The 24717-nt window shown below is 61.1% G+C and carries 28 protein-coding genes; 17 read left to right on the top strand and 11 right to left on the bottom strand.

What is annotated here, in order from left to right:
• Positions 1-28 precede the first annotated feature (28 nt).
• The 5 genes from AC07OV_RS08980 to AC07OV_RS08960 all read right to left on the bottom strand — a co-directional run bounded on the left by AC07OV_RS08980 (position 29) and on the right by AC07OV_RS08960 (position 4251).
• On the bottom strand, positions 29-1051 hold the full coding sequence (locus AC07OV_RS08980) for an SIS domain-containing protein (protein ID WP_495092067.1): 1023 nt from the start codon (positions 1049-1051) through the stop codon (positions 29-31).
• A complete protein-coding gene (nagA, locus tag AC07OV_RS08975; protein WP_495092066.1) occupies positions 1032-2138 on the bottom strand; it encodes an N-acetylglucosamine-6-phosphate deacetylase in 1107 nt (368 codons plus the stop codon). The genes AC07OV_RS08980 and nagA overlap by 20 nt, the downstream gene beginning before the upstream one ends.
• A 10-nt stretch (positions 2139-2148) precedes the next feature.
• Positions 2149-2907 (bottom strand): GntR family transcriptional regulator, encoded by a 759-nt coding sequence (locus AC07OV_RS08970; protein WP_495092065.1) that lies wholly within the window; start codon positions 2905-2907, stop codon positions 2149-2151.
• Positions 2908-3170: 263 nt separating this feature from the next.
• A complete protein-coding gene (locus tag AC07OV_RS08965) occupies positions 3171-3674 on the bottom strand; it encodes a L,D-transpeptidase family protein (protein WP_494996659.1) in 504 nt (167 codons plus the stop codon).
• A gap of 28 nt (positions 3675-3702) precedes the next feature.
• Positions 3703-4251 (bottom strand): NUDIX hydrolase, encoded by a 549-nt coding sequence (locus AC07OV_RS08960; RefSeq protein ID WP_495092064.1) that lies wholly within the window; start codon positions 4249-4251, stop codon positions 3703-3705.
• A 146-nt stretch (positions 4252-4397) separates the two neighbouring features.
• Between AC07OV_RS08960 and AC07OV_RS08955 the strand changes: the two genes are divergently transcribed.
• The 5 genes from AC07OV_RS08955 to purT all read left to right on the top strand — a co-directional run bounded on the left by AC07OV_RS08955 (position 4398) and on the right by purT (position 7642).
• The gene (locus tag AC07OV_RS08955; protein ID WP_016971944.1) at positions 4398-5000 is read left to right on the top strand and encodes a CoA pyrophosphatase; all 603 of its coding nucleotides are present in this window, start codon (positions 4398-4400) and stop codon (positions 4998-5000) included.
• A gap of 35 nt (positions 5001-5035) precedes the next feature.
• A complete protein-coding gene (locus tag AC07OV_RS08950; RefSeq protein ID WP_259174681.1) occupies positions 5036-5560 on the top strand; it encodes a gamma carbonic anhydrase family protein in 525 nt (174 codons plus the stop codon).
• Positions 5557-5772, top strand: coding sequence for a DUF1289 domain-containing protein (locus AC07OV_RS08945; protein WP_178921668.1), 216 nt, complete (start codon positions 5557-5559; stop codon positions 5770-5772). The genes AC07OV_RS08950 and AC07OV_RS08945 overlap by 4 nt, the downstream gene beginning before the upstream one ends.
• A 151-nt stretch (positions 5773-5923) precedes the next feature.
• On the top strand, positions 5924-6391 hold the full coding sequence (locus AC07OV_RS08940) for a preQ0 transporter (RefSeq protein WP_494996660.1): 468 nt from the start codon (positions 5924-5926) through the stop codon (positions 6389-6391).
• Positions 6392-6460: 69 nt separating this feature from the next.
• Complete coding sequence (gene purT / locus AC07OV_RS08935) at positions 6461-7642, top strand: formate-dependent phosphoribosylglycinamide formyltransferase (protein WP_017139720.1); 1182 nt, start codon at positions 6461-6463, stop codon at positions 7640-7642.
• 93 nt (positions 7643-7735) lie between these two features.
• Here the strand turns inward: purT and AC07OV_RS08930 are convergent, their stop codons facing one another.
• The 3 genes from AC07OV_RS08930 to AC07OV_RS08920 all read right to left on the bottom strand — a co-directional run bounded on the left by AC07OV_RS08930 (position 7736) and on the right by AC07OV_RS08920 (position 11482).
• The gene (locus AC07OV_RS08930) at positions 7736-9046 is read right to left on the bottom strand and encodes an MFS transporter (protein WP_495092063.1); all 1311 of its coding nucleotides are present in this window, start codon (positions 9044-9046) and stop codon (positions 7736-7738) included.
• A gap of 372 nt (positions 9047-9418) precedes the next feature.
• Positions 9419-10657 carry a transporter associated domain-containing protein gene (locus tag AC07OV_RS08925; protein ID WP_176994387.1) on the bottom strand — a complete coding sequence of 413 codons (1239 nt, stop codon included), beginning with the start codon at positions 10655-10657 and terminating at the stop codon, positions 9419-9421.
• Between the two features lie 12 nt (positions 10658-10669).
• Positions 10670-11482, bottom strand: a complete 813-nt coding sequence (locus tag AC07OV_RS08920; protein ID WP_372339912.1) for a cytochrome C assembly family protein — start codon at positions 11480-11482, stop codon at positions 10670-10672.
• 220 nt (positions 11483-11702) lie between these two features.
• On the opposite strand from AC07OV_RS08920, the gene ffh reads away from it, so the two are divergent.
• The 10 genes from ffh to thrC all read left to right on the top strand — a co-directional run bounded on the left by ffh (position 11703) and on the right by thrC (position 20794).
• On the top strand, positions 11703-13079 hold the full coding sequence (gene ffh / locus AC07OV_RS08915) for a signal recognition particle protein (RefSeq protein WP_003193965.1): 1377 nt from the start codon (positions 11703-11705) through the stop codon (positions 13077-13079).
• A 250-nt stretch (positions 13080-13329) separates the two neighbouring features.
• Complete coding sequence (gene rpsP / locus AC07OV_RS08910; RefSeq protein WP_003209587.1) at positions 13330-13581, top strand: 30S ribosomal protein S16; 252 nt, start codon at positions 13330-13332, stop codon at positions 13579-13581.
• A 5-nt stretch (positions 13582-13586) separates the two neighbouring features.
• The gene (gene rimM, locus AC07OV_RS08905; protein ID WP_003175898.1) at positions 13587-14123 is read left to right on the top strand and encodes a ribosome maturation factor RimM; all 537 of its coding nucleotides are present in this window, start codon (positions 13587-13589) and stop codon (positions 14121-14123) included.
• Entirely contained in the window at positions 14105-14878 is a 774-nt protein-coding gene (gene trmD, locus AC07OV_RS08900) for a tRNA (guanosine(37)-N1)-methyltransferase TrmD (protein WP_016977714.1), read from the top strand. Before rimM ends, trmD begins: the two co-directional genes overlap by 19 nt.
• Before the next feature lie 45 nt (positions 14879-14923).
• Positions 14924-15274: a 50S ribosomal protein L19 gene (gene rplS, locus AC07OV_RS08895; RefSeq protein ID WP_003175895.1), complete on the top strand. Its 351-nt coding sequence runs from the start codon at positions 14924-14926 to the stop codon at positions 15272-15274.
• 81 nt (positions 15275-15355) lie between these two features.
• Complete coding sequence (locus AC07OV_RS08890; protein WP_494996662.1) at positions 15356-15769, top strand: acyl-CoA thioesterase; 414 nt, start codon at positions 15356-15358, stop codon at positions 15767-15769.
• A gap of 343 nt (positions 15770-16112) precedes the next feature.
• A complete protein-coding gene (gene xerD / locus AC07OV_RS08885) occupies positions 16113-17009 on the top strand; it encodes a site-specific tyrosine recombinase XerD (RefSeq protein WP_495092062.1) in 897 nt (298 codons plus the stop codon).
• A 142-nt stretch (positions 17010-17151) separates the two neighbouring features.
• Positions 17152-17883, top strand: a complete 732-nt coding sequence (locus tag AC07OV_RS08880) for a thioredoxin fold domain-containing protein (protein WP_010207987.1) — start codon at positions 17152-17154, stop codon at positions 17881-17883.
• 129 nt (positions 17884-18012) lie between these two features.
• Positions 18013-19317 (top strand): homoserine dehydrogenase, encoded by a 1305-nt coding sequence (locus AC07OV_RS08875; protein ID WP_010207988.1) that lies wholly within the window; start codon positions 18013-18015, stop codon positions 19315-19317.
• A gap of 67 nt (positions 19318-19384) precedes the next feature.
• Complete coding sequence (gene thrC, locus AC07OV_RS08870) at positions 19385-20794, top strand: threonine synthase (protein WP_176994384.1); 1410 nt, start codon at positions 19385-19387, stop codon at positions 20792-20794.
• An 88-nt stretch (positions 20795-20882) separates the two neighbouring features.
• Here the strand turns inward: thrC and AC07OV_RS08865 are convergent, their stop codons facing one another.
• Positions 20883-21083 carry a hypothetical protein gene (locus AC07OV_RS08865; protein WP_176994383.1) on the bottom strand — a complete coding sequence of 67 codons (201 nt, stop codon included), beginning with the start codon at positions 21081-21083 and terminating at the stop codon, positions 20883-20885.
• Positions 21084-21395: 312 nt separating this feature from the next.
• Between AC07OV_RS08865 and AC07OV_RS08860 the strand changes: the two genes are divergently transcribed.
• Complete coding sequence (locus AC07OV_RS08860; protein ID WP_176994382.1) at positions 21396-21680, top strand: DUF3509 domain-containing protein; 285 nt, start codon at positions 21396-21398, stop codon at positions 21678-21680.
• 170 nt (positions 21681-21850) lie between these two features.
• On the opposite strand, the gene AC07OV_RS08855 is transcribed toward AC07OV_RS08860, so the two are convergent.
• Positions 21851-22738, bottom strand: a complete 888-nt coding sequence (locus AC07OV_RS08855; RefSeq protein WP_495092061.1) for a TIGR02285 family protein — start codon at positions 22736-22738, stop codon at positions 21851-21853.
• Positions 22738-23937 carry a CaiB/BaiF CoA transferase family protein gene (locus AC07OV_RS08850; protein WP_494996666.1) on the bottom strand — a complete coding sequence of 400 codons (1200 nt, stop codon included), beginning with the start codon at positions 23935-23937 and terminating at the stop codon, positions 22738-22740. The genes AC07OV_RS08855 and AC07OV_RS08850 overlap by 1 nt, the downstream gene beginning before the upstream one ends.
• Positions 23938-24085: 148 nt before the next feature.
• Between AC07OV_RS08850 and AC07OV_RS08845 the strand changes: the two genes are divergently transcribed.
• Entirely contained in the window at positions 24086-24628 is a 543-nt protein-coding gene (locus tag AC07OV_RS08845; RefSeq protein WP_494996667.1) for a YaeQ family protein, read from the top strand.
• The last annotated feature ends 89 nt before the right edge of the window (positions 24629-24717 follow it).

The raw sequence follows: 24717 nt of genomic DNA, 5'->3' as shown, positions 1-24717 counted from the left end.
TACTCATCAGGAAAACACAGCAATCGACTCAGTGAGTGCGGGTGACTTTGCTCAGGTGGCGCGGTTGGTCCGGGTCCATGCCCCGAGCATGCGCCAAACCGGCGGCCATCACGTAGAAGCTCTGGATCGCCAGGATCGGGTCCAGGCTCGGGTGTTCGGCGCGGCTCAAGGTCAGGTCGCGTTCGGCGATGTCGTCGGGTGCGGCCAGCAAGACGCGGGCGCCGCGTTGGCGCATGTCGGCCGCCAGGCTCAACAGGCCGGCCTGCTCGGCGCCGCGTGGGGCGAACACCAGCAGCGGGTAGTTCTTGTCGATCAAGGCCATGGGGCCATGACGCACTTCGGCGCTGCTGAACGCTTCGGCCTGGATCGCCGAGGTTTCCTTGAGCTTGAGCGCGGCTTCCTGGGCGATGGCAAACCCGGCGCCACGGCCGATCACCATCAGTTGCTGGCAACCGCGCAAGGCTTCGATGGCACTGCTCCAATCCTGTTTGGCGGCGGCGCGCAGGTCATCGGGCAGGGCGCGGCAGGCTTGCAGCAACTCGGCTTCCTGATTCCAGTGGCCGATCAACTGCGCGCTGGCGCTGAGGGTGGCGATAAAGCTCTTGGTGGCCGCGACGCTTTGTTCCGGCCCGGCGCACAGCGGCACATGGAATTCGCAGGCGGCTTCCAGCGGCGAGTCTTCGGCGTTGACCATAGAAATGCTCAGCGCGCCACGTTTGCGCAGCAGGCGCAGGCTGTTGACCAGGTCCGGGCTTTGCCCCGATTGCGAAAAACCGAACGCCACCTGGCCGCTGACTTTCAACGGCGCTTGCAGCAAGGTCACCACCGACATCGGCAACGACGCCACCGGCACACCCACATGCTGCATGGTCAGGTAGGCAAAATAGCTGGCAGCATGGTCGGAGCTGCCACGGGCGATGGTCATCGCCACTTGCGGCGGCTGGCGGCGCAGGCGGCCGGCGACCTCTTCCAGCAACGGGTCCAGGCGTTGCAGTTGGGCGGCGACGGCGTCGCAGGAGGCCAGGGCCTCTTCAAGCATTTTTGAAGTCAATGGTTTCTCCTTCGACCATTACGTCGGTGAGTGTCAGGGAGCGGTCCAGGCGTACGCAGTCGGCAAAACTGCCCGGTTGCAGGCGGCCGCGTTCTTCCAAGCCCAGGTAGTCCGCAGGAAACTGCGACAGGCGTTGTGAGGCTTCGCTGATGGGCAGGCCGATCTTCACCAGGTTGCGCAGCGCCTGGTCCATGGTCAGCGTGCTGCCGGCCAGGGTGCCGTCGGCCAGGCGTACGCCGCCCAGGCATTTGGTCACGGTGTGGCTGCCCAATTTGTATTCACCGTCGGGCATGCCGGCGGCGGCGGTGGAGTCGGTGACGCAATACAGGCACGGGATCGAGCGCAGGGCCACGCGCATCGCACCGGGGTGTACGTGCAGCAAGTCGGGGATCAATTCGGCGTACTTGGCATGGGCCAGGGCCGCGCCGACGATGCCGGGTTCGCGGTGATGCAGCGGGCTCATGGCGTTGTACAAATGGGTGAAACTGGTGGCCCCGGCGGCCATCGCGGCGACACCTTCTTCATAGCTGCCCAGGGTGTGGCCGATCTGCATGCGCACGCCGCGTTCGCTGAGGGCGCGGATCAGGGCGTCATGGCCGGCGATTTCCGGCGCGATGGTAATGACGCGGATCGGCGCCAGGCGCAGGTAGGCTTCCACTTCTGCCATCAGCGCGGTGTGGGCGAAGTTGGGTTGGGCGCCGAGCTTGCCTGGGTTGATGTAAGGGCCTTCCAGGTGCACGCCGAGTACGCGGGCGCTGCCGGCAGGGCGCTGTTCGCAGAAGGTGCCGAGCTGGCCGAGCACGCGGGAGATTTCCTCCACCGGCGCGGTCATGGTGGTGGCCAGCAGGGAGGTGGTACCAAAACGCACGTGGGTACGGGTGATGGTCTCGAACGCGCTTGCGCCTTCCATAATGTCCGCGCCGCCACCGCCGTGCACGTGCAGGTCGATGAAGCCCGGCAGCAAGTAGGGCAAGTCGTTATCAGCCGGGTCGCACGGGGTGCCTTCGATGGCGACGACCTTGCCGTGCGCGTGCACCAGGCGGCCGCGAATCCAGCCGCTAGGCGTGAGGATGTTGTCTTCGGACATGGGCAGTTCTCTAAATTCGCAGTTCAGCGGAATAGTCGTGGCGGCGCAGCTCTGCGACGAAGTCGTAGTAGTCGTTGCGGCAGTAGGTGTCGGTGATTTCAATCGGCGTGTTGTCGGCGGTGTAGCCGACCCGCGTCATCAGCAGCATCGCGGTGCCGGGGGCGATGCCCACCAGGCGCGCGAACTCGTCCGAAGCGTTGATCGCCTGCACATGCTGCAGGGCACGGACGATGGGCTTGCCGATGCTTTCAAAGTATTCGTACAGCGAACTGCCTAAAGCCTGGGGGTGCGGCAGCACCGAGGCGGGGACCACGGTCATTTCAATGGCCATCACCGTGTCATCGGCTTTGCGCAGGCGCTTGAGCCGGGCCACTTTGTCGCTGGTGGACAGGCACAGGCGGATCAGTTCTTCGTGGGTCGGTGGGGTGATGTCGCGCTCCAGCCACAGGGAACTGGGCACGAAACCCTTGAGGCGCAACATCTCGCTGAAGCCCGACAGGCGCGACAACGGTTGTTCCAGGCGTGGCGTGATAAAGGTGCCCGAGCCTTGGCTGCGACGGATCAAGCCTTGGTCGAACAACACTTCCAGTGCTTTGCGGGCGGTGACCCGGGAAATGCTCAATTGCTCGCTGAGCGCGCGTTCCGACGGTAGCGCCTGCTCGGACGTCCACTGGCCGGCGTGGATCGCCGCTTCCAGTTTGCGCGCCAATTGCAGGTACAGCGGCGTGGATTGTTTGTCGTCAGGGCGCAAGGCCAGTATCGGGTTCATCGTTCAGGTTTCCGATGCGGTTATTGGAGTGTTGTCGCCCGGTATGGGCCGGAAATTAATACCACTTAAATACCATGTCAATGCAGCCAAAACGGTGCAAATAGCCGTTTCAGGGCGCTGTAATGGGGCCTGGTATCAAGTGGTATTAGAGAGGTCTTTATTGCGCGCAGAACAGCGCAGCCCGGCGCGGTGAACTGGTATTCACCGGCAGGCGCTGCACACGGCAGGAATTTTTTTTGGATTATTTTACGAACGGTCGAGGATTACGGACGAATCTCGATCATGGTGCCGTCCTTGACCAGGTTCCAGACTTCGCGCATGTCGACGTTGCGCATGCCGATGCAACCGTCGGTCCAGTCCAGGGTGTGGAACCACTGCTCCGGGTAGTCTTCGGTGTCGGGGGTGCCATGGATCATGATCATGCTGCCCGGCTTCACGCCTTCGCGGCGGGCGCGGGCGGCGTCGCTGATATTGGGGTAGGAGATGTGCATGGCCAGGTTGAAGCGGTCGCTGGTCTTGCGCCAGTCGATCCAGTAGAAGCCTTCTGGCGTGCGGCGATCACCTTCGATCAGCTTGGCGCCCTTGGGGTTCTTGCCCAGGGAGATGCGATAGGTCTTGAGGGGCTTGCCGTCGTTGATCAGTTGTAGCTGACGGGCAGACTTGAGCACCAGGATTTTCTCGACGGGTTTGCCGCCGATGATTTCCACCGTGGAGGCGCAAGACAGGGTAGCGAACGACAAACAGATAAGAGCAAGCAACCAACGCATTAAAACGGTATCCCTGTGTGCCGGGTTTTTATTGGGTGGGCTTGCCCATGGGGGGGGCGGCTTCGCTGCGCACGGGGTACGCCTGCTGCCGACGGTCGGCGAAAAAGTATTCTAAGGTACGCCCGACCGTGCGGAAAGCCAGCTCTGACCAAGGGATGTCGGCTTCGTCAAAAAGCTTCACTTCCAGGCTTTCGGGGCCTGCGGCAAAGTCGAGGTCGACCAGTTCGGCGCGGTAGAAGATATGCACCTGGCTGATGTGCGGTACGTCGATCAAGGTGTAGATGCTCAGGTTGCGCACGCGGGCGCAGGCTTCTTCCAGGGTTTCGCGGGCGGCGGCCTGTTCCACGGTCTCGCCGTTTTCCATGAAGCCTGCGGGCAGGGTCCAGTAACCTAGGCGCGGTTCGATGGCGCGGCGGCACAGCAGCACTTTGTCGCCCCACACCGGTACGGTGCCGGCGACGATATTGGGGTTCTGGTAGTGGATGGTCGAGCAGTGATCACACACGTAGCGCAGGCGGCCGTCGCCTTCGGGAATGCGCTGGGTAACCGGTTTACCGCACTGGCTGCAGAAGTTCATGCTGGGGTTCCTGGAGAGTGGGCCTATCTTGGCTTGGCGGGCAGGGCCCTGCAAGTTGTCGTTTCGCGACACGGCCAAGGTTTTGGGGTTGGGCACCCGCACGCTTTGGTGCATGATGCAAGGTAGCCAACAGACCGAGATGACTCATGCTGGACGAGCTACTTCGCCGGGTAAGCAATCACACCCCCCATACACTGGAGACTGACGGGCGTTTCCCCGAGGCCGCCGTGCTGGTGCCGATTACCCGCAGTGACGAACCTGAGCTGATCCTGACCCTGCGCGCCAGTGGCCTGTCGACCCATGGTGGCGAAGTGGCGTTCCCGGGCGGGCGACGTGACCCCGAAGACCCGGACCTGATCTTCACCGCGCTGCGCGAAGCCGAAGAAGAAATCGGCCTGCCTCCCGGGCTGGTCGAGGTGATCGGCCCCTTGAGCCCGCTGATCTCCCTGCACGGTATCCGCGTGACGCCGTATGTGGGCGTGATCCCCGATTATGTCGAATATCTGGCCAACGATGCAGAAATCGCGGCTGTTTTCAGCGTGCCATTGGATTTTTTCCGGCAGGACCCGCGCGAACATACCCACCGGATCGATTACCAGGGCCGCAGTTGGTACGTGCCCAGCTATCGGTTCGGCGAATACAAGATCTGGGGCCTGACGGCAATCATGATCGTCGAGCTGATCAACCTGCTCTATGACGATGCCAAGATCAGCCTGCACCAGCCGCCCAAGAGCTTCATCAATATCTAAGCCATCGCTTGAATGGCCAGCCGTGAGGAAAAACCATGAAATACCGCCTGGGCGACGCCCGCGTCGAGACTCATCCACAGAGCTGGGTGGCTCCCAATGCCACGCTGGTGGGCAAGGTCAAGCTGGAGGAGGGCGCTAACGTCTGGTTCAACGCGGTATTGCGTGGCGACAACGAGCTGATCCTGATCGGCAAAAACAGCAACGTGCAGGATGGCAGCGTGATGCACACCGACATGGGCTACCCGCTGACCCTGGGCACCGGCGTGACCATCGGCCATAACGCGATGCTGCACGGTTGCACCGTCGACGACTACAGCCTGATCGGCATCAACGCGGTGATCCTCAACGGCGCCAAGATCGGCAAGCACTGCATCATCGGCGCCAATTCGCTGATCGGCGAAGGCAAGGAAATCCCTGACGGTTCGTTGGTGATGGGCTCGCCGGGCAAAGTGGTGCGTGAGCTGACCGATGCGCAAAAACGCATGCTGGAAGCGAGTGCCGCGCACTATGTGCATAACTCCCAGCGCTATGCGCGCGACCTGGCTGAGCAGGAAGAATGAACCCGATTGAACGCCCCGTCGCGTCGCCGTGCGTGAGCATTTGCGCCTTGGATGACGACGACATTTGCACCGGCTGCCAGCGCACGGTGGATGAGATCACGCGCTGGAGCCGCATGGACAATGCCGAGCGCCGGGTGGTGTTGGGGTTGTGTCATGAGCGGGCGAAGGCCAGTGGGTTGGTGTGGATGATTCCTGGAAAATCGGGCGCCTGATAGATCGCTATCGCAGGCAAGCCAGCTCCCACATTGAAGGTATTCACAATTCAAACTGTGGGAGCTGGCTTGCCTGCGATAGGGCCCGTCCAGACGACATATTTCCAAATGTGAAGTACCCTGTGCCCCTTGTCCACAGGCCCACACTCCCATGCTCTTCCTGATCGCCTACATCAGCAGCGTCGTGCTGATCAACTTCGCCTTCTCCACCGCCCCGCACCTGGACGTCATCTGGTCCGCCTGGGGTGGCCTGGTCTTCATCCTGCGCGACATGGTGCAAACCCGCTTCGGCCACGGCGCAATCGTCGCGATGCTGGCGGCGCTGGTGCTGTCGTACGTCACCTCCGATCCGGCCATTGCCCTGGCCAGCGCCACGGCGTTCGCGGTGTCCGAGTGCATTGACTGGCTGGTGTTCAGCATCACCAAGCGCCCGCTCCACGACCGCCTGTGGATAAGTTCGGCGCTGAGCATTCCCCTCGACACCTTTATCTTCTTCGGCCTGATCGGCGCGCTGACGCCTGCGGTGGCCGGCACTGCATTGGTGTCCAAATTCGCCGGAGTCACGGTGGTGTGGCTGGTCATGGCCTGGCGTATCCGCAAGCGAGCCGTCGCCAACTGAGGCCAATTTTTACAGTTCATGTAAAATGCCGGCCTTTCTCCACATGATCCGCTCCCCTGAGGACCTGAGATGACCCGAATCGGAACTCCATTGTCGCCAACCGCGACCCGCGTTTTGCTGTGTGGCTGCGGTGAGCTGGGCAAGGAAGTGGTAATCGAACTGCAACGCCTGGGCGTTGAAGTGATTGCCGTGGATCGCTACGCCAACGCGCCGGCCATGCAGGTGGCGCACCGTAGCCACGTGATCAACATGCTCGACGGCGCCGCCCTGCGTGCGGTGATCGAAGCCGAGAAGCCGCACTTTATCGTGCCGGAAATCGAAGCCATCGCCACCGCCACCCTGGTGGAACTGGAAGCCGAAGGCTTCACCGTGATCCCGACCGCCCGCGCTACTTCGCTGACCATGAACCGCGAAGGCATCCGTCGCTTGGCCGCCGAAGAGCTGGACCTGCCGACGTCGCCGTACCACTTCGCCGACACCTTCGAAGACTACAGCAAGGCCGTGCAGGACCTGGGCTTCCCGTGTGTGGTCAAGCCGGTGATGAGCTCGTCGGGCAAGGGCCAGAGCCTGCTGCGCAGCGCCGATGATGTGCAGAAAGCCTGGGATTACGCTCAGGAAGGTGGCCGTGCCGGTAAGGGCCGGGTGATCATCGAAGGCTTTATCGACTTCGACTACGAAATCACCCTGCTGACCGTGCGCCATATTGGCGGCACCACCTTCTGCGCGCCGGTGGGTCACCGTCAGGAGAAGGGCGACTACCAGGAATCCTGGCAGCCTCAGGCCATGAGCCCGATTGCCCTGGCTGAGTCCGAGCGCGTTGCCAAGGCGGTGACCGAAGCCTTGGGCGGCCGTGGCCTGTTTGGCGTGGAGCTGTTCATCAAGGGTGACCAGGTGTGGTTCAGCGAAGTGTCGCCGCGTCCGCATGACACCGGCTTGGTGACCCTGATTTCCCAGGACCTGTCGCAGTTCGCCCTGCACGCGCGCGCCATCCTCGGCTTGCCGATCCCATTGATCCGTCAGTTCGGGCCTTCGGCCTCGGCGGTGATTCTGGTGGAAGGGCAGTCGACCCAGACGGCGTTCGCCAACCTGGGTGCAGCCTTGAGCGAGCCGGACACGGCGTTGCGCCTGTTTGGCAAGCCGGAAGTGAATGGTCAGCGCCGCATGGGTGTGGCGTTGGCGCGGGATGAGTCGATTGAAGCGGCTCGTGCCAAGGCGACCCGTGCTTCGAAGGCTGTTGTAGTAGAGCTGTAACCGCGGCGCGTCTATCGCAGGCAAGCCAGCTCCCACATTTGAAGGTATTCACAATTCAACCTGTAGGAGCCGGCTTGCCGGCGATTCGATCTATCAGGCGACTCGATTCAAATCGTTGTTACGCGTCTCTTTCAGGCACAGCACAGCCATCAAGCTGAGCAACGCGGCCGCCGACACATACCCACCGACATAACTCAGCCCACCCATCGCCACCAGCTTGGTCGCGAAGAACGGTGCCGCCGACGCGCCCACAATCCCACCCAGGTTATACGCCGCCGATGCGCCGGTATAACGCACGCGGGTCGGGAACAATTCCGGCAGCATCGCGCCCATTGGCGCGAAGGTCACGCCCATCAGGAACAGCTCCAACGCCAGGAACAGCGCAACTGCCCAAGTAGTGCCGTGGGTCAGCAACGGCTCCATGGTAAAGCCCGACAGAATCGCCAGGACCGCCCCTACGATCAGCACCGGCTTGCGCCCGTAGCGATCACTGGCCAAGGCGGCAAGTGGTGTCGCCAGGCCCATGAACAGCACGGCAAAGCACAGCAGGCCGAGGAAGGTTTCGCGGCTGTAGCCCAGCGTCGACACGCCGTAGCTCAGTGAAAACGCGGTGGTGATGTAGAACAGCGCGTAGCACACCACCATCGATGCTGCGCCCAGCAAGACCGGCAGCCAATGCTGGCTGAACAGTTCCACCAGCGGCACCTTCACCGGGGCTTCTTTGGCGACAGCATTGGCGAACACCGGGGTCTCATGCAGTTTCAGGCGTGCATACAGGCCAACCATCACCAAGGCTGCGCTGAGGATGAACGGGATACGCCAGCCCCAGCTGCGGAACTGCTCATCGCTCAGGCTCATGGCCAGGATCAGGAACAGGCCGTTGGCCGCCAGGAACCCAATCGATGGGCCCAATTGCGGGAACATGCCGAACCAGGCGCGTTTGCCCTTTGGCGCGTTCTCGGTGGCCAGCAGCGCAGCGCCGCCCCATTCCCCGCCAAGGCCCAGGCCCTGGCCGAAGCGCAGCACACACAACAGGATCGGCGCCCAGGCCCCAATGCTGTCATAGCCGGGCAGTAAACCGATCAGCGTTGTACACACGCCCATCAGCAGCAAGGAAGCCACCAGCGTGGATTTACGCCCGATGCGGTCGCCGAAGTGACCGAACAGCGCCGAGCCCAGCGGGCGGGCGATAAAGGCGATGCCGAAGGTCAGGAACGACGCGAGCATCTGCGCCGTGCCGGACGTCTGTGGGAAGAACACCGGGCCGATCACCAGCGCGGCGGCGGTGGCGTAGATATAGAAGTCGTAGAACTCGATGGCGGTGCCGACGATGCTCGCCGTGGCGACCCGTGCGGTCGAGTTGGTCGGGGCGGCGGTCGCAGCCTCGTTATAGGTGGTGCTCATGCGGGTATCCCTGATGGTCAGTGCGCGTTAGGACGCGGATTGTTATTGGTCGAACACCCATGGATCAGGGTTGTGCGCGGGGCGGCTCGGGATGGGAGCAAACACCGGTCAGACACGGTAAAACGGTGCCTGGACACGCTGGGTGCGGGTAGCACGCGGTCGGGCGGGGCTCTGGTAAGCCGCAGCGATTATAGGAAGGGGTTTGCGGATCCAACAAGGGGCTGGCTTGCCAGCGATGCGGATCTTTGTAGGAGCCGGCTTGTGTGGGAGCCGGGCTCGCCCGCGATGCAGGCGACTCGGTTGATGAGTTGCACCGAGGCGATGCTATCGCAGGCAAGCCAGCTCCCACACAAGCCAGCGCCTACAGAGGGGTCAGGCGGCGACGGGCATTCGGCTGGTGTGCCAGATCAGCACTTTGCTCACCCGGTTGTCCTCGGTTTCGAGGATTTCCAGGCGGTAGCGGCCGATTTTCAGGCACACCGCACAGTCGGGAATGGTCTCCAGTGCTTCGGTGACCAGGCCGTTGAGGGTCTTGGGGCCGTCGCTGGGCAGGTGCCAGCCCAGACTTTTGTTCAGCTCGCGGATCGAAGCGGCGCCGTCGATGATGTAGCGGCCGTCGGGTTGCGCTTCGATGTGCGGGTTGTCTGCACTCTGCTCGCTTTCGAATTCGCCGACGATTTCTTCGAGGATGTCTTCCAGGGTGACGATGCCCAGCACTTCGCCGTATTCGTCCACCACCATGCCCAGGCGCCGCTGCTGCTTGTGGAAGTTGAGTAGTTGCAACTGCAGCGGCGTGCTTTCCGGCACGAAGTAGGGCTCGTGGCAGGCCGCAAGTAATGCTTCTTTGGTCAGGCTGGCATCCGGCAGCAGGTGCTGGATCTGCCGGGTGTTGAGCACTGCTTCGACCTGGTTGATATCGCTGTGGAACACCGGCAGGCGCGTGCGCTGGGACGTGCGCAGTTGTTCGATGATTTCCTCGACCGAATCGTCCAGGTTGATGCCGTCCACTTCGCTGCGCGGCACGAGGATGTCATTGACGGTGATGTTGTCCAGGGCATGGATACCGGGCATGCCAGGAGTGCGGCCTGCATCGGCCTCGGGTTCCGGCTCGTCGTCATGCTCGGGCAGCGGCTCGTCGCTCTTTTTCACCACGCCGGAGGTGCGCGTGAACGGGCGCAGCAACAGCAGGCTGGTGCCATTGAGCAGCCAGGCCAAGGGGTAGAGGATTTTCAGCGGCACGCCCAGCAGCGTATTGCCGAAACCCAGCACGGCTTGCGGGTGGCGAGTAGCCAGGGTGCGGGGCAGGTAGTCGGCCAGGATCAGCAGGATCGCGCAGGAGATCAGCCAGCCGAGCCACGGGCCGTTCTGGGCCCAGGCGTAGATGGCCAGCAGAGTGCAGAGAATCACCACGGCGGCGCGGCACAGGCTGTTGCACAAGATCAGGCTGTTGCGCGGAAAGCTCAGGCGGGCGGCTGCCTTGTCGCCCTGGCGTGTACCGGGGCGCAGGGCCAGCAGGTGCTGCTGTGCGGCTTCGATGGCAGTAAACAGCGCGGCCCATAACACCAGCAAGGCAATTACGGCGAGCATCGGCCCTAGGGGCAAGTTGTCCATGATCGCTGCCCGTCAGATATGCAGGATGTATTCGCGAACCAGCTTGCTGCCGAAATAGGCCAGCATCAGCAGGCAGAAACCGGCCAGGGTCCAGCGGATCGCCTTGTGCCCACGCCAGCCGAGGCGGTTGCGGCCCCACAGCAGTACGCTGAACACCACCCAGGCCAGGCACGCCAGCAAGGTTTTGTGCACCAGGTGCTGGGCGAACAGGTTTTCGACGAACAGCCAGCCGGAGATCAGCGACAGCGACAGCAGCGTCCAGCCGGCCCACAGGAAACCGAACAGCAGGCTTTCCATGGTTTGCAGCGGTGGGAAGTTCTTGATCAGCCCGGACGGGTGTTTGTTTTTGAGCTGGTGGTCCTGCAGCAGCAGGAGCAGCGCCTGGAACACCGCGATGGTGAACATGCCGTAGGCGAGGATCGACAGCAGGATATGCGCGAGGATGCCTGGCTCTTCATCAATGACCTGCACGGTGCCGGTCGGGGTGAAATGCGCCAGCAGTACCGTCAACATGCCCAGTGGGAAAAGGAGCACCAGCAGGTTCTCGACGGGAATGCGGTAGCAGGCCAGCAGGGTCAGCGCGATGACGGCGGCAGCGATCAGGCTGGCGGCGCTGAAAAAGTCCAGGCCCAGGCCGACCGGTGTCATCAGGTGGGTGAACAGGCTCGTGGCATGGGCCAGCAGGGCGAGGACGCCAAGGCCCACCAGCAGACGTTTGTCCGCTTTGGTGCCTTGGGCCAGACGAGTGCCCTGATAGAGGGTCGCAGCGGCGTACAGAATGGCGGCGGCGAGGCTGGGTAGCAAACTGGGTGACAAGGGGACCATAAATCCTGATAGACAAGCCCGAAAGGCGCTGAGTTTGGCATACCCCTGCGTTCCACGAAAGACTCCCGGGCCAGACAGCGGGTGTGCACTGGCGCAGTCTTCGCTATAATCCGCGACCTGCCCACGCCGCAGGCTCGCCGAGCGCTGTTTTTAATAGCGATTTACCACAGCCTGGGCCGCCATTACCTCGGTCTATGAATAGGGCCTGAAAGGATCGCGCATGTTTGAAAATCTGACTGACCGTCTCTCGCAGACGCTGCGCCATGTCACCGGCAAGGCCAAGCTGACCGAGGACAATATTAAAGACACCCTGCGCGAAGTGCGCATGGCGTTGCTGGAAGCCGACGTGGCCTTGCCTGTGGTCAAGGACTTCGTCAATTCGGTCAAAGAGCGCGCGGTGGGCACCGAAGTGTCCCGCAGCCTGACCCCGGGCCAGGCCTTTGTGAAGATCGTCCAGGCCGAACTCGAAAGCCTGATGGGCGCGGCCAACGAAGACCTGAACCTCAGCGCCGTGCCACCGGCCGTCGTATTGATGGCAGGTTTGCAGGGTGCGGGTAAGACCACCACCGCCGGCAAGCTGGCGCGCTTCCTTAAAGAGCGCAAGAAGAAGTCCGTGATGGTGGTGTCGGCTGACGTCTACCGTCCGGCCGCGATCAAGCAGCTGGAAATGCTGGCAGGCGAAGTGGGCGTGACCTTCTTCCCGTCCGACCTGAGCCAGAAGCCGGTTGATATCGCCAACGCTGCTATTAAAGAAGCGAAGCTCAAGTTCATCGACGTGGTCATCGTCGATACCGCCGGTCGCCTGCACATCGACGAAGAGATGATGGGCGAGATCAAGGCGCTGCATGCCGCGATCAACCCGGTCGAGACGCTGTTCGTGGTCGACGCCATGACCGGCCAGGACGCCGCCAACACCGCCAAGGCATTCGGCGACGCACTGCCACTGACCGGTGTGATCCTCACCAAGGTCGACGGCGATGCCCGTGGCGGTGCGGCGCTGTCGGTACGTGCCATCACCGGCAAGCCAATCAAGTTCATCGGTATGGGCGAGAAGAGCGAAGCGCTCGAGCCGTTCCACCCTGAGCGTATTGCTTCGCGCATTCTTGGCATGGGCGACGTGCTCAGCCTGATCGAGCAGGCCGAAGCCACGCTCGACAAGGACAAGGCCGACAAGCTGGCCAAGAAGCTGAAGAAGGGCAAGGGCTTCGACCTCGAAGACTTCCGCGACCAGCTGCAGCAAATGAAGAACATGGGCGGCCTTGGCGGCCTGATGGACAAGCTGCCGAACATCGGCGGTGTGAACCTGGCGCAGATGGGCAATGCCCAGGGCGCGGCAGAGAAGCAGTTCAAGCAGATGGAAGCCATCATCAACTCCATGACCCCGGCCGAGCGCCGCGACCCTGAGCTGATCAGCGGTTCGCGCAAACGTCGGATCGCCATGGGCTCCGGCACCCAGGTGCAGGACATCGGCCGCTTGATCAAGCAGCACAAGCAGATGCAGAAGATGATGAAGAAATTCTCTGCCAAAGGCGGCATGGCCAAGATGATGCGCGGCATGGGCGGTATGTTGCCCGGCGGCGGCATGCCCAAGATGTAAAGAATTCGAGCGCAAGCCCGCTTGCGCTCCGACCCACAGGGATGTGGGATCTCCAGCAAACCCGCCGTTGGCGGGGGCTGACTCGCCGTTTTAACCGACGGCTCTATAGCAGATCTGAATGGCATGCCGATAGGCGCCAGAAAAAGACATTTGCAAAAGTCCGGATATTCCTTAGAATATGCGGCCTTTCGGGCACCTATGCCCGCTGTGCATTTAGATTTGCAGCACCGACTACAGGAACGATGTTCACATGCTAACAATCCGTCTTGCCCTTGGCGGCTCCAAAAAGCGCCCGTTTTACCACTTGACCGTAACTGACAGCCGCAACCCACGTGACGGCTCTCACAAGGAACAAGTTGGCTTCTTCAACCCGATCGCTCGTGGTCAAGAAGTTCGTCTGTCCGTGAACCAAGAGCGCGTAGCCTACTGGCTGAGCGTTGGTGCACAACCTTCTGAGCGCGTTGCTCAGTTGCTGAAGGACGCTTCTAAGGCTGCGGCCTGAGCGATATGAACGCGACGCCAGCTGTTGCTGATGATTTGATCGTTATCGGCAAGATTTATTCTGTTCATGGCGTTCGCGGCGAAGTGAAGGTGTATTCCTTTACTGATCCGACTGAAAACCTGTTGCAGTACAAGACCTGGACGCTCAAGCGCGAAGGGAGTGTGAAACAGGTCGAGCTGGTCAGTGGACGCGGGAGCGATAAGTTCCTGGTCGCAAAGCTCAAGGGTCTTGATGATCGTGAAGAAGCTCGTCTTCTGGCTGGTTATGAGATCTGCGTGCCGCGCAACCTGTTCCCTGAATTGACCGATGGCGAGTACTACTGGTACCAGCTGGAAGGTCTGAAGGTTATTGATCAACTGGGGCAATTGCTCGGGAAAATCGATCATCTTCTGGAAACCGGCGCCAATGATGTAATGGTGGTCAAGCCTTGCGCTGGCAGCCTGGATGATCGCGAACGCCTGTTGCCGTATACCGAGCAATGCGTGTTGGCCGTCGACCTGGCCGCGGGCGAGATGAAGGTGGAATGGGACGCGGACTTCTAAGCGTGGCTAATTTGCGCATTGAAGTGATCAGTTTGTTTCCCGAGATGTTTTCCGCCATCAGCGAGTACGGCATCACCAGTCGGGCGGTGAAACAGGGGCTCTTGCAGCTCACCTGTTGGAACCCGCGAGACTACACGACGGATCGACATCACACTGTGGACGATCGCCCATTTGGCGGTGGCCCGGGCATGGTGATGAAGATCAAGCCTCTGGAAGACGCGTTGGTTCAGGCCAAGGCAGCTGCCGGGGAGAAGGCGAAGGTAATTTACCTGTCCCCTCAAGGCCGTCAGCTGAAACAGGCTGGGGTCCGCGAACTGGCGAATGAGGAAGCACTGATCCTGATTGCCGGTCGCTATGAAGGCATTGACGAGCGGTTTATTGAAGCTCATGTCGATGAAGAGTGGTCGATTGGGGACTATGTCCTGTCTGGCGGCGAGCTGCCGGCGATGGTCCTGATAGATGCGGTTACACGACTGCTGCCTGGAGCTTTAGGGCATGCGGACTCCGCGGAGGAAGATTCCTTCACGGATGGTTTGCTGGATTGCCCGCACTACACCCGACCGGAGGTGTATGCGGATCAGCGTGTTCCCGACGTATTGCTAAGTGGCAATCACGCACACATCCGGCGTTGGCGTTTACAGCAGTCCCTTGGTCGGACCTATGAACGACGCGCCGATCTTCTGGAAAGCCGCTCGCTTTCTGGAGAAGAGAAGAAGCTGCTCGAGGAATACATCCTCGCGCGGGACGATAGTTAACAACGTATCGATGGTAGGTCCATTGACTTACCTTAGGAGCACAGCATGACTAACAAAATCATCCTTGCACTCGAAGCAGAGCAGATGACCAAAGAGATCCCTACCTTTGCCCCGGGCGACACCATTGTCGTTCAGGTGAAAGTGAAGGAAGGCGACCGTTCGCGTCTGCAAGCGTTCGAAGGCGTGGTAATCGCCAAGCGTAACCGTGGTGTGAACAGTGCTTTCACTGTTCGTAAAATCTCCAACGGTGTTGGTGTAGAGCGTACTTTCCAGACCTACAGCCCGCAAATCGACAGCATGGCCGTCAAGCGTCGCGGTGACGTACGTAAAGCCAAGCTGTACTACCTGCGTGACCTGTCCGGTAAAGCAGCTCGCATCAAGGAAAAACTGGCTTAAGTCCAGCTTCCCGATGCAGAAAAAAGCAGCCTACGGGCTGCTTTTTTGTGCCTGAAATTTGTCTAGTCCCGGTATTTGTTTATGACCACCCGCCTTGAAGAAATCCAGCGCCGCACCGACCTGTCCGTCACCCACGTGACCAAGGCCGTGTTCCCGCCGACCACCAACCACCACAACACCCTGTTCGGCGGCACCGCCCTGGCCTGGATGGATGAAGTGTCGTTCATTACGGCCACGCGTTTTTGCCGGTTGCCGTTGGTGACCGTGTCTACCGACCGCATCGACTTCAACCACGCAATTCCTGCCGGCTCCATCGTTGAACTGATCGGCCGAGTGATCAAGGTCGGCAACACCAGCCTCAAGGTTGAAGTGCAAGTGTTCGTTGAGAGCATGAGTGCCGATGGTCGCGAGAAGGCAATCCAGGGTGTGTTCAGCTTTGTGGCCATCGATGCCGACAAGCGCCCCGTTCCGGTGCTGCCAGGCTTTGCTGACTGATCTGAAACCGGGTCGTGGCTATCGCAGGCAAGCCAGCTCCCACATGTGCTCGATGTCGATCACACACCAGCGGCCAAACACAAAACCCCTGTAGGAGCCGGCTTGCCGGCGATGAGGCCCGCAACAGTGCCGCAACGTTTGAAACCGCCATCGCAGGCAAGCCAGCTCCCACATGTGCCCAGTGTCGGTCACCCATCAGCGGCCAAACACAAAACCCCCGTAGGAGCCGGCTTGCCGGCGATGAGGCCCGCAACAGCGCCGCAATATTTGAAACTGCCATCGCCGGCAAGCCAGCGCCTACATGCGGTAGCATCTGCCTATTCTTTTCAGCGTCTGAGCCCCCATGCCCGCCATTGACCACCCCTTGATCGACCGATTCCTCGACGCCCTGTGGCTGGAAAAAGGCCTGTCCGACAACACCCGTCAGGCCTACCGCAGTGACCTGGCCCTGTTCAACGGCTGGCTACAGGAAAAAAACCTGGAACTGGTCAATGCCGGCCGCGAGTTGATCCTCGACCACCTGGCCTGGCGCCTGGAGCAGAACTACAAACCCCGCTCCACTGCACGATTCCTCTCTGGCGTGCGTGGCTTTTATCGCTACCTGCTGCGCGAAAAGCTGATCGCCCTCGACCCCACCCTGCAGGTCGATATGCCGCAGCTTGGCAGGCCATTGCCCAAATCCCTGTCAGAAGCCGACGTCGACGCCTTGCTCGCTGCCCCTGACCTGAGCGAAGCCATCGGCCAGCGTGACCGCGCGATGCTCGAAGTGCTGTACGCCTGTGGCCTGCGCGTCACCGAGCTGATCAGCCTGACCCTGGAGCAAGTCAACCTGCGCCAGGGCGTGTTGCGGGTGATGGGCAAGGGCAGCAAGGAGCGCCTGGTGCCCATGGGCGAGGAGGCGATTGTGTGGGTCGAGCGCTACATGCGCGATGCGCGTAGCGAACTGCTGGGTGGGCGGCCCAGTGATGTGCTGTTTCCGAGCCTGCGCGGCGAGCAGATGACGCGCCAAACCTTCTGGCACCGCATCAAGCACCAGGCCAAGGTCGCCGGGATCGGCAAGGCACTGTCGCCCCACACGTTGCGCCATGCCTTTGCCACGCATTTGCTCAACCACGGTGCGGATTTGCGTGTGGTCCAGATGCTGCTCGGCCACAGCGATTTATCCACAACCCAGATCTATACCCATGTGGCTCGCGCACGTTTGCAGGATATGCACGCCAAACATCACCCGCGAGGCTGAAAACCGCCAATTTATCCCGCCACGGGCTGCCCTGCGGCCCAACTGTGGTAGGCTTTGCCGGTTAGCAAAGGGGATGGCCCACGCCCGGGTTTCCACATCGGTGCGACTGCTTCCGTCCCTGCATCTGCCTTCAGGAGTTCCCATGCGCTTGACCCAGATTATTGCCGCCGCAGCCATTGCGTTGGTTTCCACCTTTGCGTTTGCCGATGACGCTGCCGAGCAGACCATCCGCAAGAGCCTGGCCAACCTGCAGCTCGATACCCCGATCGAAAGCATCAGCGCCAGCCCCATGGCCGGCCTGTATGAAGTCAAGCTCAAGGGCAGCCGTGTGCTGTACGCCAGTGCCGATGGCCAGTACATCGTCCAGGGCTACCTGTTCCAATTGAAGGACGGCAAGCCGGTCAACCTGACCGAGAAAGCCGAGCGCCTGGGCGTGTCCAAGCTGATCAACGGCATCCCGGTGGCTGAAACCGTGGTTTACCCGGCCATCGGCGAGACCAAGACCCACATCACCGTGTTCACCGACACCACTTGCCCGTACTGCCACAAGCTGCATGCCGAAGTGCCGGCGCTGAACAAGCTGGGTGTGGAAGTGCGCTACGTAGCGTTCCCGCGCCAGGGCCTGGGCTCGCCGGGTGACGAGCAGCTGCAAGCCGTGTGGTGCTCGGCCGACAAGAAAGCGGCCATGGACAAGATGGTCGATGGCAAGGAAATCAAGGCAGCCAAGTGCGCCAACCCGGTTTCCAAGCAGTTCGCTCTGGGCCAGTCCATCGGCGTGAACGGTACACCGGCCATCGTTTTGGCTGATGGCCAAGTGATTCCGGGCTACCAGCCGGCGCCGCAAGTTGCCAAACTGGCGCTGAGTGCCAAATAAACCAGCATCGTCGAACCTTTGACGATCATGGCCCGCTGAAGAGTCGGCGGGCCACTAATTGAAAGCCGCAGTCGTGCGGCTGTTTTCCACGGCCGACCTCGCGTCGGCCGTTTCATGGGGAGTTCTTCAGTGAAACCGGTCAAAGTAGGCATCTGTGGGTTAGGGACCGTCGGTGGCGGCACCTTTAACGTACTTCAGCGTAACGCTGAGGAAATTTCCCGCCGTGCAGGTCGCGGGATTGAAGTGGCACAAATTGCCACACGTTCGCCAAAGCCTCAGTTCGAAACGACCGGTATTGCGATTACCAACGATGTGTTCGCTGTTGCCACCAACCCTGAGATCGATATCGTCATCGAACTGGTCGGCGGCTATACCGTGGCCCGTGAGTTGGTGCTCAAGGCCATTGAGAACGGCAAGCACGTGGTCACCGCCAACAAGGCGCTGATCGCCGTGCACGGCAACGAGATCTTCGCCAAGGCCCGCGAGAAGGGCGTGATCGTGGCATTCGAAGCCGCCGTGGCCGGTGGCATCCCGGTGATCAAGGCGATCCGTGAAGGCCTGTCCGCCAACCGTATCAACTGGGTGGCCGGCATCATCAACGGCACCGGTAACTTCATCCTCACCGAAATGCGCGAGAAGGGCCGTACGTTCGAAGACGTGCTGGCCGAAGCCCAGGCCCTGGGTTACGCCGAAGCCGACCCGACTTTCGACGTGGAAGGCATCGACGCAGCGCACAAGCTGACCATCCTGGCCTCCATCGCCTTTGGTATTCCGCTGCAGTTCGACAAGGCTTACACCGAAGGCATCACCAAACTGACCACTGCCGACGTGAACTACGCCGAAGCGCTGGGCTACCGCATCAAGCACCTGGGCGTGGCGCGCAGCACACCGGCCGGTATCGAACTGCGTGTGCACCCGACGCTGATCCCGGCCGACCGCCTGATCGCCAACGTCAATGGCGTGATGAACGCGGTGATGGTCAACGGTGATGCGGCAGGTTCCACCCTGTTCTACGGCGCCGGCGCCGGCATGGAGCCAACGGCTTCGTCGGTCATCGCCGACCTGGTGGACGTGGTCCGCGCCATGACCAGCGACCCGGAAAACCGCGTGCCGCACCTGGCCTTCCAGCCGGACTCGCTGTCGGCCCATCCGATCCTGCCGATCGAAGCTTGCGAGAGCGCCTACTACCTGCGCATCCAGGCCCAGGACCACCCGGGCGTATTGGCCCAGGTCGCCAGCATCCTGTCGGAGCGCGGCATCAATATCGAGTCGATCATGCAGAAGGAAGTCGAGGAGCAAAACGGCCAGGTGCCGATGATCCTGCTGACCCACCGCGTGCTCGAGCAGCACATCAACGACGCCATCGCCGCCCTCGAAGCCCTGCAAGGCGTGGTCGGCCCGGTGGTGCGGATCCGCGTCGAACACCTGAACTAATGGTTTTGCTGCAAGGGCCCCGCAGGTTCGGCGGCCCTTGTTCAAGAATGCTCTAGAGGAGCCAGTCATGCGTTATATCAGTACCCGCGGCCAGGCACCGGCCCTGAATTTCGAAGACGTTTTGCTGGCAGGCCTTGCCACTGACGGCGGCCTGTACGTGCCGGAAAACCTGCCACGCTTTACCCAGGAAGAAATCGCCTCCTGGGCCGGCCTGCCGTACCACGAACTGGCTTTCCGCGTGATGCGCCCGTTCGTCACCGGCAGCATTCCGGATGCAGACTTCAAGAAGATCCTGGAAGAGACCTACGGCGTGTTCTCCCACAACGCCATCGCGCCTCTGCGCCAGCTGAACGGCAACGAGTGGGTGCTGGAACTGTTCCACGGCCCGACCCTGGCGTTCAAGGACTTCGCCCTGCAACTGCTGGGGCGCCTGCTGGACTACGTGTTGCAAAAACGCGGCGAGCGCGTGGTGATCATCGGTGCCACCTCCGGTGATACCGGTTCGGCCGCCATCGAAGGCTGCAAGCACTGCGAAAACGTCGACATCTTCATCCTGCACCCGCACAAGCGCGTGTCGGAAGTACAACGTCGCCAGATGACCACCATCTTTGGTGACAACATCCACAACATCGCCATCGAAGGCAACTTCGATGACTGCCAGGAAATGGTCAAGAACAGCTTCGCTGACCAGAGCTTCCTGAAGGGCACGCGACTGGTGGCGGTGAACTCGATCAACTGGGCACGGATCATGGCCCAGATCGTCTACTACTTCCACGCCTCCCTGCAGTTGGGCGGCCCGGCGCGTTCGGTGTCGTTCTCGGTGCCAACCGGTAACTTCGGTGACATCTTCGCCGGCTACCTGGCGCGCAACATGGGCCTGCCGATCAACCAGTTGATCGTCGCCACCAATCGCAATGACATCCTGCACCGCTTCATGAGCGGCAACCAGTACGTCAAGGAAACCCTGCACGCCACGCTGTCGCCGTCCATGGACATCATGGTTTCGTCGAACTTCGAACGCCTGCTGTTCGACATGCACGGTCGCAACGGTGCGGCGATTGCCGGCTTGATGGACACCTTCAAGAGCGGCGGCGGCTTCAGCGTGGATGAAGAGCGCTGGACCGAAACCCGCAAGCTGTTCGACTCGCTGGCCGTGGACGATGCGCAGACCTGCGAAACCATCGCAGAAGTCTATGCCCAGACCGGCGAACTGCTCGACCCGCACACCGCCATCGGTGTGAAAGCCGCCCGCGAATGCCGTCGCAGCCTGGATATCCCGATGGTGATCCTGGGCACTGCGCACCCGGTGAAATTCCCGGAGGCCGTGGAGAAGGCTGGTGTTGGCAAGGCACTGGAATTGCCGGTGCACCTGGCTGACCTGTTCGAGCGTGAAGAGCGCTGCACAGTGCTGGCCAATGACCTGAAGGCGGTGCAGGCGTTTGTGAGCCAGCATGGCAACCGGGGCAAGCCGCTGTAAGGCAAGCCACGTAGACAAAAACGCCGCTGTCCCTTCCTTGGGGCAGCGGCGTTTTTTGTTTCTGGCAGGCCCGGCTTGGCGTGAGCGGCTACGTTAGAAGTTTCTGCGCGATGGCCAACACGGTGCTGAACGCCGTAAACATGGCCATTACCACCCCCAGGGGGTACCAGAAATTTTCACGGGTTATCTTGTGTGTTTCAGCCGTGAGTTTGCGTTGCTCCGCATAGATGCGTGATATGTCGGCGTGAATCTTCTCTAACGCCGCTTGCTCTTTGTCGTGTTCCAGCATTGTCTTCATCCTTCGCAATAAGGGCCTTTTGACATGCGCTTTTATCGGCATAACAGCCTGTTCAGCGCTCACCGAGTATAGGATTCACCTCAGCTAGCAGCCTTCGGCAAACCCCAAAACAGCCGCCCATTGCGTAAGCAGGTATGTGCGCCGTTTTTTCGTTGTCATGTTGCAAGCGCATGCTGGAATCCGTCACCCCTGACGACCCCATAAAGACGATAAAGCGAACTTTCCTACGTCACAAACAGTCACTTAGGATAGATGCAGCTCCCGTTGAACCGATTGTTCCCGAACTATTGAGTGGTGATCGAGATGGAAAGTATCAGCCTATTGCTCGAAGAAGCACTGAGCCCTTATCAGGTTACGCTGACCACCTCAGGTGTGCAGGGCGAGTGCCTGGTGACCGTGAAGAATCCTGCTGGCGCTATCGTCGTCGAGCGTGAAGTCGACCGGGCGCAATTGATGGACAAGCGCGTGCTGGTGGATGTAGTGGACTGCTTGCTGCGAGACCTGAAAATCGCCGAAGGGCGCCTGGAACCTTCCGTCATCGCTGCCCTGAGAAACGCTGCCCAGACACGCAACGCTGCCGTGGCATGAAGAAAAGTTTATCTGAGGAAACTTCCTACATCATGGCCGGTCAGACTTTATAACGGCAAGAGCAAGCATTGTGCTCCGGTGTTTGTGGCTTGTCGTACTGGTCTTTGTAGGCCACGTTTAACCCCGAAGTGTCTCCCCACTCTTCGGGGTTTCTTTTTGCCTGGGATTTGTCAGGGAGCAGGGGCTTCCTGGAAAAAGCTCGGGTTATCCAACAGGTAACGCTCGCGTGTGGCAGGGTCCAGCCAGGAAGCGTAAGACTGCTGTACTTCCCCTTGTGGGATATCTCGCAGTACCGCATTGATGCGATCGATGGCCTGCCTCCCTTGGGCGGTGTCGGAGCAGCCAATGTAGGTGCGCTGGTAGGGCGCGGAGCCTTTGATCGGGAAGAACACCAGATCCTGGGGGTCGATACCCTGCTGCTGAGCGTGGTAACGAATTTCCGTCCAATAGCCCAGTACCGCCTCCAGTCGGCCAAGACGCTGCATCTGCAACAGGCTACCGAGCGCGTCGTTACCGTAATGCAGGGCCAGTCGATGAGGCGCGGCGTGCTTGAGCCGCTCGTCGATGGCCGGGCCATAGCTGCGCTCGGCAATTGCCCCCAGGCGTGCATTGCGCGCTTCGAGAAACGCCTGCAGGTCAAACTGGCCGTCGACGATATAGGGCGCCATCGCTTGCTCTTTGCTGCGGCGGATCATCACCCCGTTGCTGACCACCACAAAGGCCTGGTCCGAAAACACCACATAGCTGGCCCGCTCAGGTGTCCACAGCAGCGAAGGGTCGCAGGTGAACGAGGGCTCGCGCAGCATTTGCGTGCCACGGGCGCGATTGACGTGCAGGATCTGGTGCCGATATTCCGGCAGCCGCTCCTTGAGCATCGGCAACAGCGCGTCCAGCGCGCCCTGGCCTTTCTGTGGTCCTTCGAAAATGGTCAGTGGCGGCAAGTCGCGCAGCAGCCAGATCAAGGTGTCCTCGGCGTTGGCCAAGAGTGGCCACCCACTGCAGAGCATGACCATGGCGAGGCACACTTGCCTGAACCAGCGCCTGGCGCGGCGAGCCATCAGATCGCGCCAGCCTCACGCAAGCGGGTGATGGCCAGGGCGTCGTAGCCCAGCTCATTGAGCACCACGCTGTTGTGTTCCCCCAATTGCGGGCCCACCCATTCACAACTGCCGGGCGTATCGGAAAGCTTGGGCACGATACCGGGCATCTTGAAATCTTTGCCGCCTGGCAATTGCGCCTTGAGGAACATTTCCCGGGCCAGAAACTGCGGGTCGCCCAGCATGTCTTCGGCGCTGTAGATACGGCTGGCGGGCACCTCGGCCTTGTTGAGTTGCTCGACCACCTGCTCCAGCGGCAACGAATTGACCCAGCGATCGATCACGCCGTATAGCTCATCACGGCGGCTGTCACGCCCATCATTGCTGGCCAGCGCGGGGTCGTTGGCCAGGTCGTCACGGCCGATGGCGCTCATGAAACGCTTGAAGATCGCATCACCGTTGGCGCCGATCTGCACGTGCTTGCCGTCGGCACTGGTGTGGATGGAAGAGGGCGTGATGCCGGGCATGATGTTGCCGGTGCGCTCGCGAATGAAACCGAACACGTCGAACTCCGGAATCATGCTTTCCATCATGGCGAAAATGGCTTCGTACAGTGCCACATCCACCACCTGGCCGAGCCCGCCGTTGACCTCGCGGTGACGCAACGCCATCAGCGCACCGATCACCGCCCACAAGGCCGCAATCGAATCGCCGATGGAAATGCCCGTGCGCACGGGCGGGCGATCCTCGAACCCGGTGATGTAGCGCAACCCGCCCATGGACTCGCCCACGGCGCCGAACCCGGGCTGGTCTTTCATCGGCCCGGTCTGGCCAAAGCCCGACAGCCGCACCATCACCAATTTCGGGTTCAGTGCATGCAGGGTTTCCCAGCTCAAGCCGAGCTTTTCCAGCACGCCAGGGCGGAAGTTCTCGATCAGGATGTCGGCGTCTGCCAGCAGTTGCTTGAGAATCGCCAGGCCGTCCGGGTGCTTGAGGTTCAGCGTCAGCGATTTTTTATTACGGGCCTGCACGAACCACCACAGCGAAGTGCCTTCATACAGCTTGCGCCATTTGCGCAGCGGGTCGCCGCCATCCGGGGATTCGACCTTGATCACCTCGGCGCCGAATTCGGCGCAGATACGCGAGGCGAACGGCCCGGCAATCAGGGTGCCCAGTTCGATGACTTTCAGGCCGGCAAGCGGTTTGGCGTTAAACGACATGAGGATCCTTGTCTGTGCAGGGCTGTGGTGGAATGCCTTTTAACATAGGCGAGGGGCCCAGTGATAAGGATGATGCAGCTCAGTATTCGTTGAATGACCTCGCCATCGGTTAGACTGGCCGCCTTTCCCTGTCTCTAGAAGCCCGTTCATGGCCCAGCCGTCCACGACCTATAAATTCGAACTCAACCTCACCGACCTCGACCGCTCGGTGTACGAGAGTGTCAAACAGACCATCGCCCGCCATCCTTCGGAAACCGAAGAACGCATGACCGTGCGCCTGCTGGCCTACGCCCTCTGGTACAACGAGCAGCTGTCGTTCGGACGTGGCCTGTCGGACGTAGACGAACCCGCCCTGTGGGAAAAAAGCCTGGATGACCGGGTGCTGCACTGGATCGAAGTCGGCCAACCCGACGCCGACCGCCTGACCTGGTGCTCGCGTCGTACCGAACGCACCAGCCTGCTGGCCTACGGCAGCCTGCGTGTGTGGGAAGGCAAGGTCGTGCCAGTGGCGAACAACCTGAAAAACGTGCACATCGCCGCCGTACCGCAGGAAGTCCTCGAGACACTGGCCAAGGACATGCCTCGGGTGATCAAGTGGGACGTGATGATCAGCGAAGGCACGATCTTCGTCACCGACGACCGTGGCCAGCATGAAGTGCAATTGCAATGGCTTGTCGGCGGACGCGACTGAACGGGCAGGAACTCTTTGTGTGGGAGCTGGCTTGCCTGCGATAGCGGTGTATCGGCAGCAGATGTGCCAACTGACCCACCGCTATCGCA

The organism is Pseudomonas sp. GW821-FHT09A09 (genome assembly GCF_059418405.1).
Note: the sequence above shows the minus strand (reverse complement) of the source record. Positions and strands in the feature narration are given on the sequence as shown.

What these genes read in the sequence shown, in the direction of transcription:
- nagA (WP_495092066.1), bottom strand. Translation starts at nt 2,138, where the DNA reads ATGTCCGAAGACAACATCCTCACGCCTAGCGGCTGGATTCGCGGCCGC.
- AC07OV_RS08970 (WP_495092065.1), bottom strand. Translation starts at nt 2,907, where the DNA reads ATGAACCCGATACTGGCCTTGCGCCCTGACGACAAACAATCCACGCCG.
- AC07OV_RS08965 (WP_494996659.1), bottom strand. Translation starts at nt 3,674, where the DNA reads ATGCGTTGGTTGCTTGCTCTTATCTGTTTGTCGTTCGCTACCCTGTCT.
- AC07OV_RS08960 (WP_495092064.1), bottom strand. Translation starts at nt 4,251, where the DNA reads ATGAACTTCTGCAGCCAGTGCGGTAAACCGGTTACCCAGCGCATTCCC.
- AC07OV_RS08955 (WP_016971944.1), top strand. Translation starts at nt 4,398, where the DNA reads ATGCTGGACGAGCTACTTCGCCGGGTAAGCAATCACACCCCCCATACA.
- AC07OV_RS08950 (WP_259174681.1), top strand. Translation starts at nt 5,036, where the DNA reads ATGAAATACCGCCTGGGCGACGCCCGCGTCGAGACTCATCCACAGAGC.
- AC07OV_RS08945 (WP_178921668.1), top strand. Translation starts at nt 5,557, where the DNA reads ATGAACCCGATTGAACGCCCCGTCGCGTCGCCGTGCGTGAGCATTTGC.
- AC07OV_RS08940 (WP_494996660.1), top strand. Translation starts at nt 5,924, where the DNA reads ATGCTCTTCCTGATCGCCTACATCAGCAGCGTCGTGCTGATCAACTTC.
- purT (WP_017139720.1), top strand. Translation starts at nt 6,461, where the DNA reads ATGACCCGAATCGGAACTCCATTGTCGCCAACCGCGACCCGCGTTTTG.
- AC07OV_RS08930 (WP_495092063.1), bottom strand. Translation starts at nt 9,046, where the DNA reads ATGAGCACCACCTATAACGAGGCTGCGACCGCCGCCCCGACCAACTCG.
- AC07OV_RS08925 (WP_176994387.1), bottom strand. Translation starts at nt 10,657, where the DNA reads ATGGACAACTTGCCCCTAGGGCCGATGCTCGCCGTAATTGCCTTGCTG.
- AC07OV_RS08920 (WP_372339912.1), bottom strand. Translation starts at nt 11,482, where the DNA reads ATGGTCCCCTTGTCACCCAGTTTGCTACCCAGCCTCGCCGCCGCCATT.
- ffh (WP_003193965.1), top strand. Translation starts at nt 11,703, where the DNA reads ATGTTTGAAAATCTGACTGACCGTCTCTCGCAGACGCTGCGCCATGTC.
- rpsP (WP_003209587.1), top strand. Translation starts at nt 13,330, where the DNA reads ATGCTAACAATCCGTCTTGCCCTTGGCGGCTCCAAAAAGCGCCCGTTT.
- rimM (WP_003175898.1), top strand. Translation starts at nt 13,587, where the DNA reads ATGAACGCGACGCCAGCTGTTGCTGATGATTTGATCGTTATCGGCAAG.
- trmD (WP_016977714.1), top strand. Translation starts at nt 14,105, where the DNA reads ATGGGACGCGGACTTCTAAGCGTGGCTAATTTGCGCATTGAAGTGATC.
- rplS (WP_003175895.1), top strand. Translation starts at nt 14,924, where the DNA reads ATGACTAACAAAATCATCCTTGCACTCGAAGCAGAGCAGATGACCAAA.
- AC07OV_RS08890 (WP_494996662.1), top strand. Translation starts at nt 15,356, where the DNA reads ATGACCACCCGCCTTGAAGAAATCCAGCGCCGCACCGACCTGTCCGTC.
- xerD (WP_495092062.1), top strand. Translation starts at nt 16,113, where the DNA reads ATGCCCGCCATTGACCACCCCTTGATCGACCGATTCCTCGACGCCCTG.
- AC07OV_RS08880 (WP_010207987.1), top strand. Translation starts at nt 17,152, where the DNA reads ATGCGCTTGACCCAGATTATTGCCGCCGCAGCCATTGCGTTGGTTTCC.
- thrC (WP_176994384.1), top strand. Translation starts at nt 19,385, where the DNA reads ATGCGTTATATCAGTACCCGCGGCCAGGCACCGGCCCTGAATTTCGAA.
- AC07OV_RS08865 (WP_176994383.1), bottom strand. Translation starts at nt 21,083, where the DNA reads ATGCTGGAACACGACAAAGAGCAAGCGGCGTTAGAGAAGATTCACGCC.
- AC07OV_RS08860 (WP_176994382.1), top strand. Translation starts at nt 21,396, where the DNA reads ATGGAAAGTATCAGCCTATTGCTCGAAGAAGCACTGAGCCCTTATCAG.
- AC07OV_RS08855 (WP_495092061.1), bottom strand. Translation starts at nt 22,738, where the DNA reads ATGGCTCGCCGCGCCAGGCGCTGGTTCAGGCAAGTGTGCCTCGCCATG.
- AC07OV_RS08850 (WP_494996666.1), bottom strand. Translation starts at nt 23,937, where the DNA reads ATGTCGTTTAACGCCAAACCGCTTGCCGGCCTGAAAGTCATCGAACTG.
- AC07OV_RS08845 (WP_494996667.1), top strand. Translation starts at nt 24,086, where the DNA reads ATGGCCCAGCCGTCCACGACCTATAAATTCGAACTCAACCTCACCGAC.